The organism is Paraburkholderia sp. BR13439, from assembly GCF_040948805.1.
In the GTDB taxonomy this organism is placed as follows: domain Bacteria; phylum Pseudomonadota; class Gammaproteobacteria; order Burkholderiales; family Burkholderiaceae; genus Paraburkholderia; species Paraburkholderia youngii.
Window position 1 is genome coordinate 158,725 of sequence record NZ_JBFPKN010000012.1, and the last position, 15,031, is coordinate 173,755.

Here is a 15,031-nt window from a genome sequence, read left to right on the forward strand (position 1 = left end):
TCGTCTTCCTCCCTCTCGTCTTTGAAGCCAATGCCCGACTCGCAAGCATCTCTGATCGTTCATCCTCTCTTCGTTCGCGTGACGCACTGGATCAACGCGTTCGCGATGGTCTGCATGGTGATGAGCGGATGGGCGATCTATAACGCGTCGCCGATCTTTCCGTTCCGGTTTCCCGTATGGGCGACGGTCGGCGGATGGCTCGGCGGCTCGATCGCATGGCACTTCGCGGCGATGTGGCTGCTGTGCGTGAACGGGCTGCTGTATTTCGCGTACGGCGTCGCGAGCGGCCATTTGCGTCGCAAGCTGCTGCCGGTGCGTGCCCGCGACGTGGCGCGCGATGCGGCGCTCGCGTTGCGCTTCAGACTGCCGCACGAGACCGGCCGGTACAACGCCGTGCAGCGCGCGCTGTATCTGCTGGTGTTGCTGCTCGGCGTGCTGCTCGTCGCATCGGGACTGTCGATCTGGAAGCCGGTGCAGTTCTCGTGGCTGACCGCGCTGTTCGGCGGCTTCGATTTTGCGCGGCGCGTGCATTTCGTCGCGATGGCCGGCGTGGTCGGCTTCGTCGTCGTGCATCTGCTGCTGGTGCTGCTGGTGCCGCGCACGTTGCCGCCGATGTTCACTGGACGCGCGCGGCACCGCACGCAGCGGATCAATCAAGCCCCACACGGGACTCGCGCATGAGCGCCCCGCAACGAACCGACACGGCGAACGATACGCACGCCAACACAGACGGCGCGCGCCGCTCACGCATCGTGCTTGCCGAGCACCGGCCGCAAATCGAGCAATTGCAACGCCGCTTATTTCTGCGCTCCTCGCTATCCATTGGCGCGCTCGCGATGCTGTCCGGCTGCAACCTGCAGGACAATGATTCTGTCGACAAGGTGCTGTGGGCGATGTCGCGCTGGAACGATCGCGTGCAGGCGTGGCTCTTCAATCGCAACAAGCTAGCGCCGACCTATGCCGCGCGCGATATCACCGATCCGTTTCCGTTCAACGCGTTCTATCCCGAGTTCGATGCACCCGATATCGACGGCTCGAGCTTTCGGCTCGAAGTGTCGGGGCTCGTCGCGGACAAGCGCAGCTGGAGTCTCGAGCAGCTGCGCAAATTGCCGCAGGTTTCGCAGATCACGCGCCACGTGTGCATCGAGGGATGGAGCGCGATCGGACAATGGAGCGGTGTGCCGTTTCGCGCGTTTCTCGAACTGATCGGCGCCGATCTGAGCGCGCGCTACGTGGGCTTCAAATGCGCGGACCGCTACTACTCGAGCCTCGACATGGCGACCGCGCTGCATCCGCAAACACAATTGACGCTCGCTTTCCGCAACGCGCCGCTGCCGGCCAAATACGGTTATCCGCTGAAGCTGCGCGTGCCGACCAAGCTCGGCTTCAAGAACCCCAAGCATATCGCCGCGATCTTCGTCACCAACACGAACCCCGGCGGCTATTGGGAAGATCAGGGCTATAACTGGTTCAGCGGACTTTAGACCGCGGTCACGTAACGCGGCACCGGCTTGTGCGCGCGCGGCAGCGGCGCATCGTGAGCGGCGCGCATGCGCTTGACCTCGTCGACGGGACTCAGGCCGAATAGCCGCTTGAACTCACGGCTGAACTGCGACGCGCTTTCGTACCCGACCCGCGCGGCTGCCGCGCCGGCATTCAAGCCATCCTGCACCATCATCAGACGCGCGTGATGCAGACGCGTGGTCTTCACGTACTGCATCGGCGACGTCGCGGTCACCGCCTTGAACTGCGCGTGAAACACCGCGAGGCTCATGCCGGCCTCGGCCGCGAGCGTATCGACATCGAGCGAGCCGTGGTAGTCCGCATGAATGCGCCGCAGCGCCTTGGCGATGCGGCCAAAGTGATTCTGGTGCGTGAGCGCCGCGCGAATCGCGCCGCCCTGCTCGCCGGTCAACACGCGATAACAGATTTCCCGCACGATGCCAGGGGCGAGGATGCGCGCATCGAGCGGCGATGCGAGTGCTTCCATCAGACGCTTCACTGCGCCGCTCAGCGCGGGATCGAGCGGCGTCGAGTAGATGCCGGCCGGTTCGTGCTGCGCGATACCCTGAGTCTCGTTGAGCGCCATCAGCAACTCGGCGACCATCGTCAGATCGACGCGCACGGAAATACCGAGAAAAGGCTCCTGTTCGCTTGCTTCGGTCTCGCATTCGAACGGCAACGGCACCGACAACACCAGGTACTGCTGCGCGTCGTACTGGAACACCTGATCGCCGATAAAGCCGCGCTTGCGTCCCTGGCAGACGATCACGATACTCGGCTCGTACATCACCGGCCTGCGCGCCATCGGCTGATTCGCGCGCAGCAGGTCGACGCCTTCGAGGCTCGAACGCGTAATGCCGGCATTCGGCGCGAGCAGATTGAACAGTTCGAGCACGCGGCGCTGCGCCGCATCGTTCGTAACAGAATCGACAGCTTGAGTGGACATGACGATATGGTGACAGCCAGGAGAATAATGCCTGGAATTTAGCACCAAACGGTGTATCGCGCTGCTCCTCCAGAGTTTTAGGCAAACCTTCAAGACAATCAGGTATTCCCCGGCGGGTGTCGGACTCCTAAGATGGGAACCCTGCCGGATCGCCCTTTTCGCCGCGCGCAGCGTGCGCGGTAATTGGCCACCATCAGTCTGCTGGACGCTGATGTTGGCCACCTATGCACGCTCCCGACTCCGGTTCATGCAGCGGCCCGCCGCATCCGCAACCCAGTGTTGCGCATCGCCGGCGCGTCGCATGTTGCGCCATCACCCTCTTTGCTGGAGCTACCCATGAGCACGACGTATGCCTATGCAGCGACCGACGCCACCACGCCGCTCGCCCCATTTGAATTCCAGCGCCGCGCACCGCGCGCCCATGACGTGCAGATGGAAGTGCTGTACTGCGGCGTGTGCCATTCCGACCTGCATCAGGCGCGCAACGAATGGAAGAACACCATCTACCCGGTTGTGCCGGGCCACGAAATCGTGGGCCGCGTGACCGCGGTCGGTCCGAACGTCACGAAGTACAAGGTCGGAGAACTGGTCGCGGTCGGCTGTCTGGTCGATTCGTGCCGCACCTGTTCAAGCTGCGCGGAAGGTCTCGAGCAGTATTGCGAGAACGGCTGGGTGGGCACGTACAACGGTGTGGATCGCGTCGACGGACAGATCACATACGGTGGCTATTCGACGCAACTGGTCGTTGACGAGGCTTTCACGCTGCGCGTGCCGCAGAATCTCGACCCCACGGGTGTCGCGCCGCTGCTGTGCGCGGGCATCACCACGTATTCGCCGCTGCGCACGTGGGGCGTGGGCCCGGGCAAGAAGGTCGGGATTGTCGGCCTCGGTGGACTCGGCCATATGGGTGTGAAGCTGGCTCGTGCGATGGGCGCGCATGTCGTGCTGTTTACGACGTCGCCGTCGAAGATCGAGGATGCGAAGCGGCTTGGCGCGCATGAAGTTGTTGTTTCGAAGAATCCGCAGGAGATGGAAGCGCATGTGAATAGCTTCGATTTCATTCTCAATACGGTGGCTGCACAGCATGATCTGAATCCGTTTTTGAATCTGCTGAAGCGCGATGCGACGATGACCCTGGTCGGTGCGCCGGAGCACGATCATCCGTCGCCGCAGGTGTTCAATCTGATCTTCAAGCGGCGGCGCCTTGCTGGTTCGCTGATTGGCGGTATTGCCGAGACGCAGGAAATGCTCGATTTCTGCGGGGAGCATGGCATTACTTCGGATATTGAAATGATTCCGATGCAGAAGATCAATGAGGCTTATGAGCGGATTCTCAAGAGCGATGTGAAGTACAGGTTTGTGATTGATATGGATTCGTTGCGGAAGTAATAGCTGCTTGTTTGCCGCGCAGCGGGTGGTTTTTTTGCGCCTGCGGCGCGGGTTCTGTTTTGTTGTTGTGTTTTTTTGCCTTCGCGCTTTTTCTTTGTTCTTAGGGTGTTGGCCTTTCCTTGATTTCTTGTCGGTCTATTAGCGTTGCCCCTGTGCGGGGCGGCACCTACTTTCTTTGCTGCTGCAAAGAAAGTAGGCAAAGAAGACAGCTCAAACCGCTAGCTCATAAGCGGGTCCCTCGGTCCGCGTGAGGTAGTGGCGCATCTGGAATCCGTGCCCTCGCACATTCCGCGTTAGTGACAAGGCTGTCATACCTCCGGCGGCGCTGCGCGCGCCGAAGCACTGTTCTCAAACCATTGGTTGTTTTGGCTTGTCGCCGAGCGCAGCCGATGGCCCCACTAACACGAAAAACACACTGGTTTCCCCTGCATACCGGTCCGCGACGCACGTAGTGCGGAGTGGGATGGATGACGGCTTTGTCACTGCCGTCGAATGTGCGGGGGCACGGATTCCAGATGCACCACTGCCGCTTGTGGGGCACGGTGCCCGCTTAAGAATTAGCGGTTTGAGCTGTCTTCTTTGCCTACTTTCTTTGCAGCAGCAAAGAAAGTAGGTGCCGCCCCGCACAGGGGCAACGCTAATAGACCGACAAGGAATCAAGGAAAGGCCAACACCACAGGAACAAAGACAAAAGAACCGCCGCAGGCAAAAAAAAGAAACCTCATTTGGAGCATCCCAGTGATCGACAGAATAACTGCAATGCGCACATTCATCCGAATCGTGGACACCAACAGCTTCACCCGCGCAGCGGAGTCATTGAACATTCCGCGCGCAACCGCGACGACGATCGTACAGAACCTGGAAGCCCTGCTAGGAACAGCGCTATTAGTCCGCACGACGCGCCGCCTGAGCATCACACCAGAAGGCGCCGCCTATTACGAACGCTGCGCGCAAATACTGGCCGACATCGACGAAATGGAAGCCAGCATCCGCAACTCGACCGACAACCTGACCGGCCGCCTGCGCATAGAAATGCCGAGCGCAGTAGCAAGCGCAATCGTGCTTCCATCGCTAGACGAGTTCCACGCCCTCTACCCGAACCTCGATCTCGCGATCGGCGTCAGCAACCGCACCGTCGATATGGTTTCCGAAGCAATCGACTGCAGCATCCAGCTCGGTGAATTGCCCGATTCCAATCTCGTCGCGCGACAACTCGGCACGCTCGATCAGGTCACCTGCGCGAGTCCAGCCTATCTGGCCCGCCACGGCACGCCAGCCGATCTCGACGAGCTGCGCGCGCACGTCGCGGTCAACTGCGTGTCGCCGCATAGCGGCCGCGAATGCGACTTCGATTTCGAAGTGGACGGCGAAGCGCGCAAGGTCAAGCTCAACGGCTTCGTGCAGGTCAGCGACGAACAGGCGTACCTCACCTGCGGACTGCAAGGCCTCGGCATGATCCAGCCCGCGCGCATCGCCGCACAGCCTTACCTCGACTCGGGCTTGCTGCATGAAGTGCTGCCGCAATGGAAACCTGTGCCGATGCCGGTCTCGGTCGCGTACGTGAAAAACCGCCGCGTGTCGCCGCGCGTGCGCGCGTTCGTCGATTGGCTTGCCGAGCTGTTCGAGAAGGCCGGCCACGTCGAGCAGGATCTGTCGCGCGTGCGTCAGTTGCTGCGCGGCCTGCATCCCGCATAAAGCGGGTGCGGGCGCGCGGCGCTCGCGCGTTGATTAGTCCATCGGCCGCACCGGCACCGGCCTCGTCAACAAATCAACATACAAATTGAAAAACGCCGGATTATCAAAACGTTTGACGACCGTCATCTTCTGCAGACCCGGCGGCGGCGAACTCGCGTAGCCCGTTGCCTTGCCATCGTTGGCACCGAAGCTCGTATCCACATCCACCCACTCTTCGACGGTCTGCGTCGCGAACGACGGATGCATCAGATACGCGAGCGTCAGCGTGTCCCAGATGTTCGTCGTGTAGTTCGGATTGGTCTCGAAGCCGTTCTTGCCGTCGTAGCCGTAACCGTTCAGCGTCCTGAACAGTTGCGTGATGATGGTCTGCTTCGCCGGATCGTGTGCAATGCGATCGTAAAGCGCCTTGTCCATTTGCACGGTATTCGTTACGTCGAGCGGAATCACCGTCTGTTTGATCGGCAGATGCAGCACTGTTTTCGCCGCTTCGGGATCGAACCACCAGTTGAACTCGGCCGTGGGCGTGGTATTGCCCGGCACGTCGATCGCACCACCCATGTAGATGATTTGCTTGATCAGCGGCACGATTTCGGGGTGCTCGCGGGTGGCCACCGCGATGTTGGTCAGCGGACCGATTGCGAGGATCGTCACCTCGCCCGGATAGCGCTTCACCGATTCGACGATGAAGTCGATCGCGCTCTGGCTTCGCACCTTGGTGTGCGTCGCGAAGCCATCCGGCGGCGCGACGAGCTCGCTTGCCGATTTTGGCTCGGGCTTGCTCCATGCGCCAATGTAACCGTCCCCGCCGGGGAATTCTTTCAGTTCCCGCTGGATCGTCGTGAAGTCGTGCGACAGCGCGTAATTCGCGCCCGCATACACGCCGATCTGTTGTTCGACGCCGAGCCGCTCGACCGATTTCAACGCATCGGCAACACCCTGCTTGAGCCACTGATTGCCGGACACCACGGTAATGCCGAGCACTTTCAGCGAACCCTGCGCCTGCAATTGCGCGGCCATCACGCCGAGTTGCCCGTCGTCGCCGAGCGTGTTGTAGTCGCTGTCGATGATCACCTTCGGCGGATCGCTTCGGGCATTGACACCGGTGCTGGCGTAAGCCGTGAGATCGAGTGTGATTGCCACGCTTGCCGCCCAGATCAATGCCACGAGAATTCGCCTCATCGATGCCTCCTTTGAAATGCCGCTGAGTGACGCGGACAAGGAAACCATCATAGGCGCAAGCCATGTGAATGACGAACAATCAACGCACAACGACAGCGCAAGCAAAAGCGGCTCGCGACGCCACTGCAACGTCGCGAGCCGCCTCGAATTGCGCGCCGTCAAAGGCGCATTACTGTGATTCCTCCGCCCACACGGCGTTCTCCCGCGTCATCAGCGAGGTCGATGCCGCCGGTCCGAACGTGCCCGCCGAATACGAGCGCGGCCGCTCGCCCGACTTCGCCCAGCCGTCGAGAATCGGCTCGGCCCACGCCCATGCCGCTTCGAGTTCGTCGCGGCGCATGAAGTGTGTCAACCGTCCGCGGATCACGTCGATCAGCAGCCGCTCATAGGCTTCCGCGCGACGCTCGGTGAACGCCTGCTGCAGGTCCAGGTTCAGGTTCACCGGCAGCATGTGCATGCCGCTGCCGGGTTCTTTCGCGAGCACCTGCAGCTGGATCGACTCTTCCGGCTGCAACTGGATCACCAGCCGGTTACCGTAGGTGCGTCCATTGCTCGGAATGATCGAGAACGGCAGCTCGGAGAATTCGATGACGATCTCCGACAGCTTCTTCTGCATCCGCTTGCCGGTGCGCAGGAAGAACGGCACGTTGGCCCAGCGCCAGTTGTTGATCCGCGCGCGCAATGCGACGAAGGTTTCGGCGCGGCTGCCCGCCGGCACGTTTTCTTCTTCGAGGTAGCCCTTGACCGCCTCGCCATCGACCGCGCCCGCCGTGTACTGGCCGCGCACCGTGTCGCGGGCGATGTCCTCGGGCGTCATCGGCCGCAGCGAGCGCAACACCTTCAGCTTTTCGTCGCGCACCGCGTCGGGATCGAGCGACACCGGCGGCTCCATCGCGACGATGCACAGCAGTTGCAGCAGGTGGTTCTGCACCATGTCGCGCAGCGCGCCGGTTTTGTCGTAGAACCCCGCGCGAGTGCCCACGCCGACCGTTTCGGCCACCGTGATCTGCACGCTCTTGATGTACGGCGCCTGCCACAGCGGCCCGAAAATCGGATTGCCGAAGCGCAGCACCATCAGGTTCTGCACGGTTTCCTTGCCGAGGTAATGGTCGATCCGGTAGATCTGCGATTCTTCGAAATGCTTGCCGACCGCGTTGTTGATCTCCTGCGCGGACGCGAGATCGTGGCCGAGCGGCTTCTCGAGTACCACACGCGAATTACCGTCGATAAGCCCAGCCGACGCCAGGTTGTCGCAGATATTGGTGAACAGATCCGGCGACGTCGCCAGGTAGAACACGCGGTTCACGCCGTCGCGCGATGCTTCTTTCAGGCGCTGGTAGTCCTCGGGCGAATCGACGTCCATCCGCACGTATTCGAAAATCGCGAGAAATTTGTCCCACGCGGATGCATCGAACGCCTTCTTGTCGATGAAGGGCTTGGCCTTCTGCTCCATGAATTCGCTGATGTATTCCTCGCGCGACCAGGGCTTGCGCCCGATCGTCAGAATGCGGGTGTCCGGCGGCAGATTGCAGTGCAGATGCGCCATGTACAGCGCGGGTAGCAGCTTACGGAACGACAGGTCGCCGGTGCCGCCGAAGATGATCATGTCGAGCGGCAGGTCGGATGTGGCAGGAGCTTGATGGGTCGTCATGGCACGGTCGCAGCGTCTAGGGGGAAGGCGTCGATCAGGAATCGGCGGCGGGCGGACGGGCTATCGCTCACGTCCGGTATGGCGCTTTTTCCGGCAAACTTCTATGGTGCAACGTTTTGAGAGAGTTTGCACGGCAACATCTGCCGCAGGTTAGCGCAAGTTGCCAAGCTTGCGCGCCACGCGGTTGTTTTTTCGGGATATTTTGCGTGATTTTGGCGGGTGGACCGCCGACGGTCAGCCGCGCGCCAGCGCGTCTCGCGCGACCCGGCACGCGGCCAGATCCCACGCCGCGCAGCCGACGCTCTTGAACACCACCGGTCCCGCCGGCACCGGCTGCGTTTTACCCAGCACCGCGGCGATCCCGCCCACCCGCGCCCAGTCGACGCCCGCCTGGATGAAATCGCCGGCCTCGTGCTTCGCGCCGGCCTCGTCGTCGACGAACAGCGCGCTGCCCGCGATCGTCGTCGCGCCGATCTCGACCATCTGCGGCGTGAAAGCGCCGACACCGATCACGAGCCGCTCGGCGCGCGCCGTCTCGTCGTAGACCGGCTGTTTGCTCGTGGTCAACGCGATCACGACCTCGACCGAAGCCGGAATCGTCGCGCCGGTTTCCGCGAGCGGCCGCAACTCACGCACCTTGCCCCACTGCGCCGCGCAGAACGCTTCGGCGCGCGCGGGCGCGCTGCCCTTGACCCACACGCACGCGTCGGGAAACAGTTCGCCGATCGCTTCCAGATGATTGAGCGCCTGCGTGCCGGTGCCGATCAGCAGGAATTCGCGCGGCGTTCGCGCGGCATATGTCGCGATGCCAAGCATCGACATCGCCGCGGTCCGACGGCCCGTCACGGTCGGACCGTCGAGCACGAACAGCGTCTCGCCGGTATCGGCATCGAAGGCCATCACCTGGCCGTGGATCGTCGGCAGATGGCGTGCGCCGTTGCTCGCGCACACGTTGACGAGCTTGTGGATCGCCAGATCGGGCGCGGTGGCGGGCATCGACAGCATGATGCCGCCGGCGTTCAGCGGCACGACGAGCCGCTCGGGGCTCACGATGCGTCGTTGCGCGTAGTCGATGCTTGCGCGCCGCAATGCGTCGACAAGCGCCGCATAAGGCATCAGCCGCACGGTGGCGGCGGCGTCGAAGATCTGCGTGGTCGGGCGGGTCATGGGCGGGACGGTCCAATGCTGGATGGAGTGGGCATGGCGTCACCGTAACCGAGCGCAAGAAAATTGACTAGTCGTGTGGGCGGCTACTTCCCGCCGTTACCGTCGCGGTTCTGGTCGCCGTTCTTGCCGTTGCCGTTACCATTGCCGTTGCCGTTGCCGAACATCGCCCGACACGCCGGGCTCAGTTCGTCGAGGTGCCGCTTCATGCAGGCGATGATCTTCGCCCGGTGCGGAATCTCCGCCGCGCAGAAATGGAACGCATCATGACGGCACGCATGGGCCTGTTCTTCGCGGGTCGCGGCCTGCGCGGCGCCGGCAGCGTCGAGCACGACGAGGCTGGCGGCAAGCAGGCGGAAGGCTCGATTCATGGGAGCTCCGATAGGTCGCACGTCGAAGATGCTGCCTCAGCAGGAAGCAGACCCGAATCACGAAGGCCGCGTCATGCCCAGCGCGCCAGCTAGCTCGTGCAGCGGCCGAGCGTCATCCCCCGCCCCGCATAGAAACGCGACATCGTCGCGAACGGCAGGTACACGTCGGACTGATGCGGCGCGACACCCGACGGGTTATGGAACCACACGCCGTCGCGATCCCGGCCGTGCAGCAGGATCAGATGACCGCCCCGCTGCCGGTTCGGCCGCTCCGGATAGCGGATCTCGGGGCTCACCGACACGATCGCGAGCGTATCGGCGTCGAGCCGCGCCGCGATCTCCTCGAGCGACGCCTGCGGCATCACGTCGATATCGAGACCGAAGGCCGGTCCCGCCCAGTCGGCGAACGGCCGGTGGATCAGCCCGTCGACACCGCCATCGTCGCGCAGCAGATACACGCCGTGCCGCAGCGCGTCGTCGAGCAATGCGGCGCGCGGCGCGTGATCGATGCCCCAGTAGTCGAGCGCCGATTCCAGGCACGTCAGCCCGCACAGGCGTTGCGCCCAGAAACGATAGCGCTCGGGGTCGGCGAAACCGCTGCGCTGCCAGTGCGGGTCGTCACACGGATCGCGCTGCTGTTCGACGATGTCGCGCACCCACTCGGGGCTGCCCCATTGCGTGTAGTACGGAACATCGGCGTGGCGGAGAACGGGTTCGGTCATCGCTGGTATCGGTCGGGTTGAGTTGTACCGGGTCGGGGTTGCGTTGCGCACGATCACAGCATGCTGCGCGGCCGCTTCATTGTGCCGTCGAAGAAACGCTGCAAACGGAACGCCGACAGATCGAGCGACGCGTTGCCGCCATCGTTGAGTTCAGCGAGCAGCTTGCCGACGATCGGCCCCATCGCGAACCCATGTCCGCAAAAACCGGTCGCGATCGTCAGGCCAGGGACCTGCGGCGGCGCATCGATCACAGGAATTCCATCGGGCAACACGTCGATCAGCCCGGCCCACGCCTCGACCGCCTGGGCGTCGCGCAACGCCGGAAACAGCGCGCGCAGCTTGTTCAGCGCGCGCGGCGCGTGGCTCGGGTTCGGCTGCGGATGCGGGTCGCGCGGATAAAGCACACGTTCGGCGTCGGGCACGCCGCCCGGCAGACGCTCGCGCAGATCGCGCAGACAGGCGCCGTTCAGATGGAAGCTGAACTTCTCGCGCTGCGTCCACAGTTCCGGCAAGAACCATTTGAGCGCGCGGAAATGGCCGAGCGTCATGTCGACGTCGACCTGCATGTCGTCGGCGAGGTTGATCGCGCCGTTCGCGCGCTGCCGGATGCCGAGGCCGTGCCCCCAGAACGTCGACGCCGTGATCGGCGGCAGCGGATTGGTACGCATGCAGGTACCGCGCACCGCCTGCTGAGGCAGTTCGAGACCGAGCGTCCTGAGGAGCCGCCAACTGCTCGCGCCGGCCGCGCAGATCAAACGCGAGGTACGAATCGTGCCGCGCTCCGTGACCACGCCGGCGATCGCGCCACCCGCGCGTTCGACGCCGACCACGCCGCAGCCCTCGAAAAACAGCGCGCCGGCTTCGGCCGCGCGCGCCGCGAACGCCGCGGCCGCCCGGCGCGGTTCGGCCTGACCGTCGCTTGGCGTGTATAGGCCGCCGAGCGCGGGCCCCTGCATGCCGGTGACAACGGCGTCGATCTGCCCGCGGTCGAGCGTGCGGGTGTCGAGGCCATACTGACGCCCGACCTCGAGCCATTGCTGGAACGAGGTCCAGTCTTCGTCATTGGTCGCGACATACAGGCAACCGCCCTGGCGCCATTCGAGATCGAAATTCAGCTCACGCTCGAGTTCTTTCCACAATGGAATGCACGCCATCATCAGCGGCACCTCGGCGGCTTCGCGACCCTGCTGGCGCACGAAGCCCCACGCGCGCGACGACTGCTGCCCGGCGATCCGCGACTTGTCGAGCACCACCGCCGACAGGCCGCGCCGCGCCAGGTAATAAGCGGCCGCGCAGCCCATGATGCCGGCACCCGCGATCACGACGTCGGCGCGGCTGGGAAACGGTTGGTCGGCGGGCGTGAAGGTCGAGTGCAGCGGGTAAGTCGTGGTCATTGGTTGGGCGGGTTGGAGACGTGGGCGTCATCTTCGCAGTGGCGGCCATTGTCCGCAATGCCGCGTGAGTTCGCCACGCTGCTGGTCGCAGCCGGGACGACGCCCCGGCTCCTGCCGATTCCGCGATTATCCGTCACACGGATAATCGTCGATTATCTGTCAGGCAAATATTTGACAAATATTCGTGTAACGCATAAATTGCGTTTATTCGTCTCGCAAATAATCTGCCATGCTCCATCTGATCACCACGTCGGACCAGCTCGCGCAGTTGCTGGCGGCCAGCCGCCGCCAGGCCGGCTTCACGCAGACCGAGGCGGCCGCGCGCGTCGGCGTGAGCCAAAGCCGCATTTCCGCGCTCGAAACCGATGCGAGCGGGCTCACGCTTACGCAGCTGCTCGCGCTGTGCGGCGCCTACGGCCTGCAACTGCAGTTGCGCGACAAAAATCAGCCGAGCGCCGAGCCGGCACCGAACGTCGAGTGGTGAGATGGCCCGGCAAACCGCCTCGAAGGCATTGTCGGTCTGGGCCAACGGCGAGCGCGTCGGCGTCTGGCGCCTGCCCGCGCGTGGTCCGATGGAGTTCGCCTACGACGCCGCCTGGATCGCGTCGCCGGCGGGTCGTCCGTTGTCGCTGTCGCTGCCGTTCACGCCCGGCAACATGACGCACAAAGGGCCGCGGGTGCTCAACTACTTCGACAACCTGCTGCCCGACAGCGACGCTATCCGCAAACGCATCGCGCAGCGCTACCGGACCGAAACGCTCGACGCGTTCGACCTGCTGCGGGCCATCGGCCGCGACTGCGTCGGCGCGGTCCAGTTGCTCGGCGAAGACGACGCGCCGGCCGGGGTTCAGCGCATCGAAGGCACGCCGCTCTCCGACGACGACATCGAGGCGCTGCTCGCGCAAACGGTCGGCAAACCGACGCTCGGCGCGCCCGACGAAGCCGACGACTTCCGCATCTCGCTCGCCGGCGCGCAGGAGAAAACCGCGCTGCTGTGGCACGACGGCCAATGGCAGCGGCCGCACGGCGCGACGCCGACCACGCATATCTTCAAGCTGCCGTTGGGGCTAGTCGGCAACCGGCTCGCCGATCTGAGCACGTCGGTCGAAAACGAGTGGCTGTGCATGCGGATTCTGCGCGAGTTCGGCCTGCCGGTCGCGAACACCGAGGTGCTCAGCTTCGGCCAGCAGCGTGTGCTCGCCGTCGAACGCTTCGACCGGCAGATGCATTCGAGCGGCACCTGGCTATTGCGTTTGCCGCAGGAAGATTTCTGCCAGGTGTACGGCGTGCCGTCGCATCGCAAGTATGAGAACGAGGGCGGCCCCGGCGTGCTCGATCTCGCGCGGATTCTGCAGCAGTCGGTCGATGCGCGGCAGGACCTCGAGACCTTGCTCGCGAGCCAGATCCTGTTCTGGATGCTGGCCGCGCCGGACGGCCACGCGAAGAACTTCAGCATCCGTCTGCTCGCGGGTGGCCAGTACCGTCTGACGCCGCTTTACGACGTGATGTCGATCTGGCCGGTCGAAGGCAATGGCCCGAACCAGTGGTCGTGGTACAAGGCGCGGCTTGCGATGGGTCTGTGGTCGCGCAGCAAGCACGATGCGTTTCGCGACGTGCAGCGACGTCATTTCAACGCGATGGCGTTGAAGTGTTCGTACGGCGCCAACGCCGAGCCGCTGATCCAGCGTCTGATCGAGCAGACGCCCGGCGTGATCGAGCGGGTGTCGGCGGCGTTGCCCGAGCGCTTTCCGGCCAAGGTCGCCGAGCGGATTTTTAAGGGACTTCAAAACTCGGCGGCCCGGCTCGACACGATGCCGGCGAGTTGAACGCTTTGCGGCCAGAAGCCGGAACCGTTGGCTTGCGCACAACTCATTCGTGGATTCCCTACGGTTTCGTCATCGTTTCACCGGTAGAATGCTTTTTGATGCTCAATGCATCAAAAGTCACCCGCGCGACGGCTGCGTCACTTGCATTAGCGGCCTCGGCGACGGTCTGACAAAATCATAAACAGTGAATTTTTTTACGGTACATTTGCTGTCCCCGCGTGGCCGATTCATGCGCATTGCATGCGCAAGGTCGGCTTGCGCCTGTCGACCGCGTACCACCTGTACCTTTTAACTCGCGGATTTTCACGCAGTATGGCCAACGAAACACACTCACCGGACTCCATCGCGGTTGCCGAGCGCGTGCGCGAGTTGATGAGCCGGCATGGAATCGGCAAGCGCCAGCAAACCACGGAGCTATGCCGCATCCTCGATCTGAGTTTTTCTCAGGGGCACCGCAAACTGCGCGGCAATAGTCCATGGACGCTGTCGCAGATCAAGAAAGTCGCCGAGGTATTCGACGAACCGGCGGCGCAGCTGTTCGGCGCGCAGTCGCTCGATCCGGGCGTGGTCGGCGCGATCGCCCAGGAGGCGGTGTTCTGCATCGGCGCGACCGAAATCGCCTGTACCGCGTGGGTCGGCGCCGCGCTCGAACCGGGTAGCCGTCCGGAGTTCGTCGCCTATTCGCGGCTCGGTCAATGGCGTGTCTCGCGACATGATGGCGCGCTGTATCAGAGCGCCTATGAAGTCCACAAGATCGAGATCTATCCGCGCCGCGCCGAAACCGACAAGCCTGCCATCGCGGTCGTCGACGACGATTGCGCGAGCGCCGATAACCTGCGCGACTATCTGGAGCGCAGCGGCTTCACGGCGGTCGCGATCTATGGGCTGGCCGCCTTCAGCGAGCAGTTGCAAACGCAGGTGTTCGACGGTGTGATCATCGACTGGCTGTTCGGCTCGCAGACCTCGGCGGCCGCGATTCGCGCGGTGCGCGCGTCGGAGAACCCGGACGCGCCGATCTTCGTGCTGACCGGCGAGCTGCTGACCGGCAAGGCCAGCGAATCGGAGATCAGCGAGGTGATCCGCGATTACGACGTCGCGTGCTACGAAAAGCCCGCGCGCATGGCGATCCTCGTCGCGGATCTGTCGAAGCGGCTGAATCGCCCCTGATCCGCTGGCGCCGATGCGCGCCCC

At 63.5% G+C, this 15,031-nt stretch carries 15 protein-coding genes; 8 read left to right on the forward strand and 7 right to left on the reverse strand.

Annotation, left to right across the window (positions count from 1 at the left end; genetic code table 11):
• Nucleotides 1-30 precede the first annotated feature (30 nt).
• Together AB3X96_RS23610 and AB3X96_RS23615 are read left to right on the forward strand one after the other, a co-directional pair.
• Nucleotides 31-681: a cytochrome b/b6 domain-containing protein gene (locus AB3X96_RS23610; protein WP_368591628.1), complete on the forward strand. Its 651-nt coding sequence runs from the start codon at nucleotides 31-33 to the stop codon at nucleotides 679-681.
• On the forward strand, nucleotides 678-1,484 hold the full coding sequence (locus AB3X96_RS23615; protein WP_368591629.1) for a molybdopterin-dependent oxidoreductase: 807 nt from the start codon (nucleotides 678-680) through the stop codon (nucleotides 1,482-1,484). Before AB3X96_RS23610 ends, AB3X96_RS23615 begins: the two co-directional genes overlap by 4 nt.
• Here the strand turns inward: AB3X96_RS23615 and AB3X96_RS23620 are convergent.
• Complete coding sequence (locus AB3X96_RS23620) at nucleotides 1,481-2,449, reverse strand: AraC family transcriptional regulator N-terminal domain-containing protein (RefSeq protein ID WP_368591630.1); 969 nt, start codon at nucleotides 2,447-2,449, stop codon at nucleotides 1,481-1,483. The genes AB3X96_RS23615 and AB3X96_RS23620 overlap by 4 nt on opposite strands.
• 336 nt (nucleotides 2,450-2,785) lie before the next feature.
• Here AB3X96_RS23620 and AB3X96_RS23625 point away from each other — a divergent pair, with 336 nt between their 5' ends.
• Both AB3X96_RS23625 and AB3X96_RS23630 read left to right on the forward strand, forming a co-directional pair.
• Nucleotides 2,786-3,838 (forward strand): NAD(P)-dependent alcohol dehydrogenase, encoded by a 1,053-nt coding sequence (locus AB3X96_RS23625; protein WP_368591631.1) that lies wholly within the window; start codon nucleotides 2,786-2,788, stop codon nucleotides 3,836-3,838.
• Between the two features lie 738 nt (nucleotides 3,839-4,576).
• Nucleotides 4,577-5,533 carry a LysR family transcriptional regulator gene (locus AB3X96_RS23630; protein ID WP_026228225.1) on the forward strand — a complete coding sequence of 319 codons (957 nt, stop codon included), beginning with the start codon at nucleotides 4,577-4,579 and terminating at the stop codon, nucleotides 5,531-5,533.
• 33 nt (nucleotides 5,534-5,566) lie between these two features.
• Here AB3X96_RS23630 and AB3X96_RS23635 read toward each other — a convergent pair whose 3' ends face one another.
• A complete protein-coding gene (locus tag AB3X96_RS23635; protein ID WP_368591632.1) occupies nucleotides 5,567-6,712 on the reverse strand; it encodes a nucleoside hydrolase in 1,146 nt (381 codons plus the stop codon).
• Between AB3X96_RS23635 and AB3X96_RS23640 the strand changes: the two genes are divergently transcribed.
• Entirely contained in the window at nucleotides 6,663-6,890 is a 228-nt protein-coding gene (locus AB3X96_RS23640) for a hypothetical protein (protein ID WP_368591718.1), read from the forward strand. The genes AB3X96_RS23635 and AB3X96_RS23640 overlap by 50 nt on opposite strands.
• Here the strand turns inward: AB3X96_RS23640 and zwf are convergent.
• The 5 genes from zwf to AB3X96_RS23665 form a co-directional block, all read right to left on the reverse strand.
• Nucleotides 6,882-8,363: a glucose-6-phosphate dehydrogenase gene (gene zwf, locus AB3X96_RS23645; RefSeq protein WP_368591633.1), complete on the reverse strand. Its 1,482-nt coding sequence runs from the start codon at nucleotides 8,361-8,363 to the stop codon at nucleotides 6,882-6,884. The genes AB3X96_RS23640 and zwf overlap by 9 nt on opposite strands.
• Nucleotides 8,364-8,597: 234 nt before the next feature.
• Nucleotides 8,598-9,530, reverse strand: coding sequence for a bifunctional Delta(1)-pyrroline-2-carboxylate/Delta(1)-piperideine-2-carboxylate reductase (gene lhpI, locus AB3X96_RS23650; RefSeq protein ID WP_368591634.1), 933 nt, complete (start codon nucleotides 9,528-9,530; stop codon nucleotides 8,598-8,600).
• 83 nt (nucleotides 9,531-9,613) lie between these two features.
• Nucleotides 9,614-9,898 carry a hypothetical protein gene (locus AB3X96_RS23655; protein ID WP_368591635.1) on the reverse strand — a complete coding sequence of 95 codons (285 nt, stop codon included), beginning with the start codon at nucleotides 9,896-9,898 and terminating at the stop codon, nucleotides 9,614-9,616.
• A gap of 89 nt (nucleotides 9,899-9,987) precedes the next feature.
• On the reverse strand, nucleotides 9,988-10,620 hold the full coding sequence (locus tag AB3X96_RS23660; protein WP_368591636.1) for a C39 family peptidase: 633 nt from the start codon (nucleotides 10,618-10,620) through the stop codon (nucleotides 9,988-9,990).
• A gap of 53 nt (nucleotides 10,621-10,673) precedes the next feature.
• Nucleotides 10,674-12,014: an NAD(P)/FAD-dependent oxidoreductase gene (locus AB3X96_RS23665; protein WP_368591637.1), complete on the reverse strand. Its 1,341-nt coding sequence runs from the start codon at nucleotides 12,012-12,014 to the stop codon at nucleotides 10,674-10,676.
• A gap of 229 nt (nucleotides 12,015-12,243) precedes the next feature.
• Here AB3X96_RS23665 and AB3X96_RS23670 point away from each other — a divergent pair, with 229 nt between their 5' ends.
• The 3 genes from AB3X96_RS23670 to AB3X96_RS23680 all read left to right on the forward strand — a co-directional run bounded on the left by AB3X96_RS23670 (nucleotide 12,244) and on the right by AB3X96_RS23680 (nucleotide 15,007).
• Entirely contained in the window at nucleotides 12,244-12,498 is a 255-nt protein-coding gene (locus tag AB3X96_RS23670) for a helix-turn-helix domain-containing protein (RefSeq protein ID WP_018433135.1), read from the forward strand.
• A 1-nt stretch (nucleotide 12,499) separates the two neighbouring features.
• Nucleotides 12,500-13,840, forward strand: a complete 1,341-nt coding sequence (locus AB3X96_RS23675) for a type II toxin-antitoxin system HipA family toxin (protein WP_368591638.1) — start codon at nucleotides 12,500-12,502, stop codon at nucleotides 13,838-13,840.
• Between the two features lie 312 nt (nucleotides 13,841-14,152).
• Nucleotides 14,153-15,007, forward strand: a complete 855-nt coding sequence (locus AB3X96_RS23680; protein WP_152853852.1) for a helix-turn-helix domain-containing protein — start codon at nucleotides 14,153-14,155, stop codon at nucleotides 15,005-15,007.
• The last annotated feature ends 24 nt before the right edge of the window (nucleotides 15,008-15,031 follow it).

Bases quoted from the DNA above. Each gene is read 5' to 3' on its own strand.
- AB3X96_RS23610 (WP_368591628.1), top strand. From the start codon at position 31: ATGCCCGACTCGCAAGCATCTCTGATCGTTCATCCTCTCTTCGTTCGC.
- AB3X96_RS23615 (WP_368591629.1), top strand. From the start codon at position 678: ATGAGCGCCCCGCAACGAACCGACACGGCGAACGATACGCACGCCAAC.
- AB3X96_RS23620 (WP_368591630.1), bottom strand. From the start codon at position 2,449: ATGTCCACTCAAGCTGTCGATTCTGTTACGAACGATGCGGCGCAGCGC.
- AB3X96_RS23625 (WP_368591631.1), top strand. From the start codon at position 2,786: ATGAGCACGACGTATGCCTATGCAGCGACCGACGCCACCACGCCGCTC.
- AB3X96_RS23635 (WP_368591632.1), bottom strand. From the start codon at position 6,712: ATGAGGCGAATTCTCGTGGCATTGATCTGGGCGGCAAGCGTGGCAATC.
- zwf (WP_368591633.1), bottom strand. From the start codon at position 8,363: ATGACGACCCATCAAGCTCCTGCCACATCCGACCTGCCGCTCGACATG.
- lhpI (WP_368591634.1), bottom strand. From the start codon at position 9,530: ATGACCCGCCCGACCACGCAGATCTTCGACGCCGCCGCCACCGTGCGG.
- AB3X96_RS23655 (WP_368591635.1), bottom strand. From the start codon at position 9,898: ATGAATCGAGCCTTCCGCCTGCTTGCCGCCAGCCTCGTCGTGCTCGAC.
- AB3X96_RS23660 (WP_368591636.1), bottom strand. From the start codon at position 10,620: ATGACCGAACCCGTTCTCCGCCACGCCGATGTTCCGTACTACACGCAA.
- AB3X96_RS23665 (WP_368591637.1), bottom strand. From the start codon at position 12,014: ATGACCACGACTTACCCGCTGCACTCGACCTTCACGCCCGCCGACCAA.
- AB3X96_RS23670 (WP_018433135.1), top strand. From the start codon at position 12,244: ATGCTCCATCTGATCACCACGTCGGACCAGCTCGCGCAGTTGCTGGCG.
- AB3X96_RS23675 (WP_368591638.1), top strand. From the start codon at position 12,500: ATGGCCCGGCAAACCGCCTCGAAGGCATTGTCGGTCTGGGCCAACGGC.
- AB3X96_RS23680 (WP_152853852.1), top strand. From the start codon at position 14,153: ATGGCCAACGAAACACACTCACCGGACTCCATCGCGGTTGCCGAGCGC.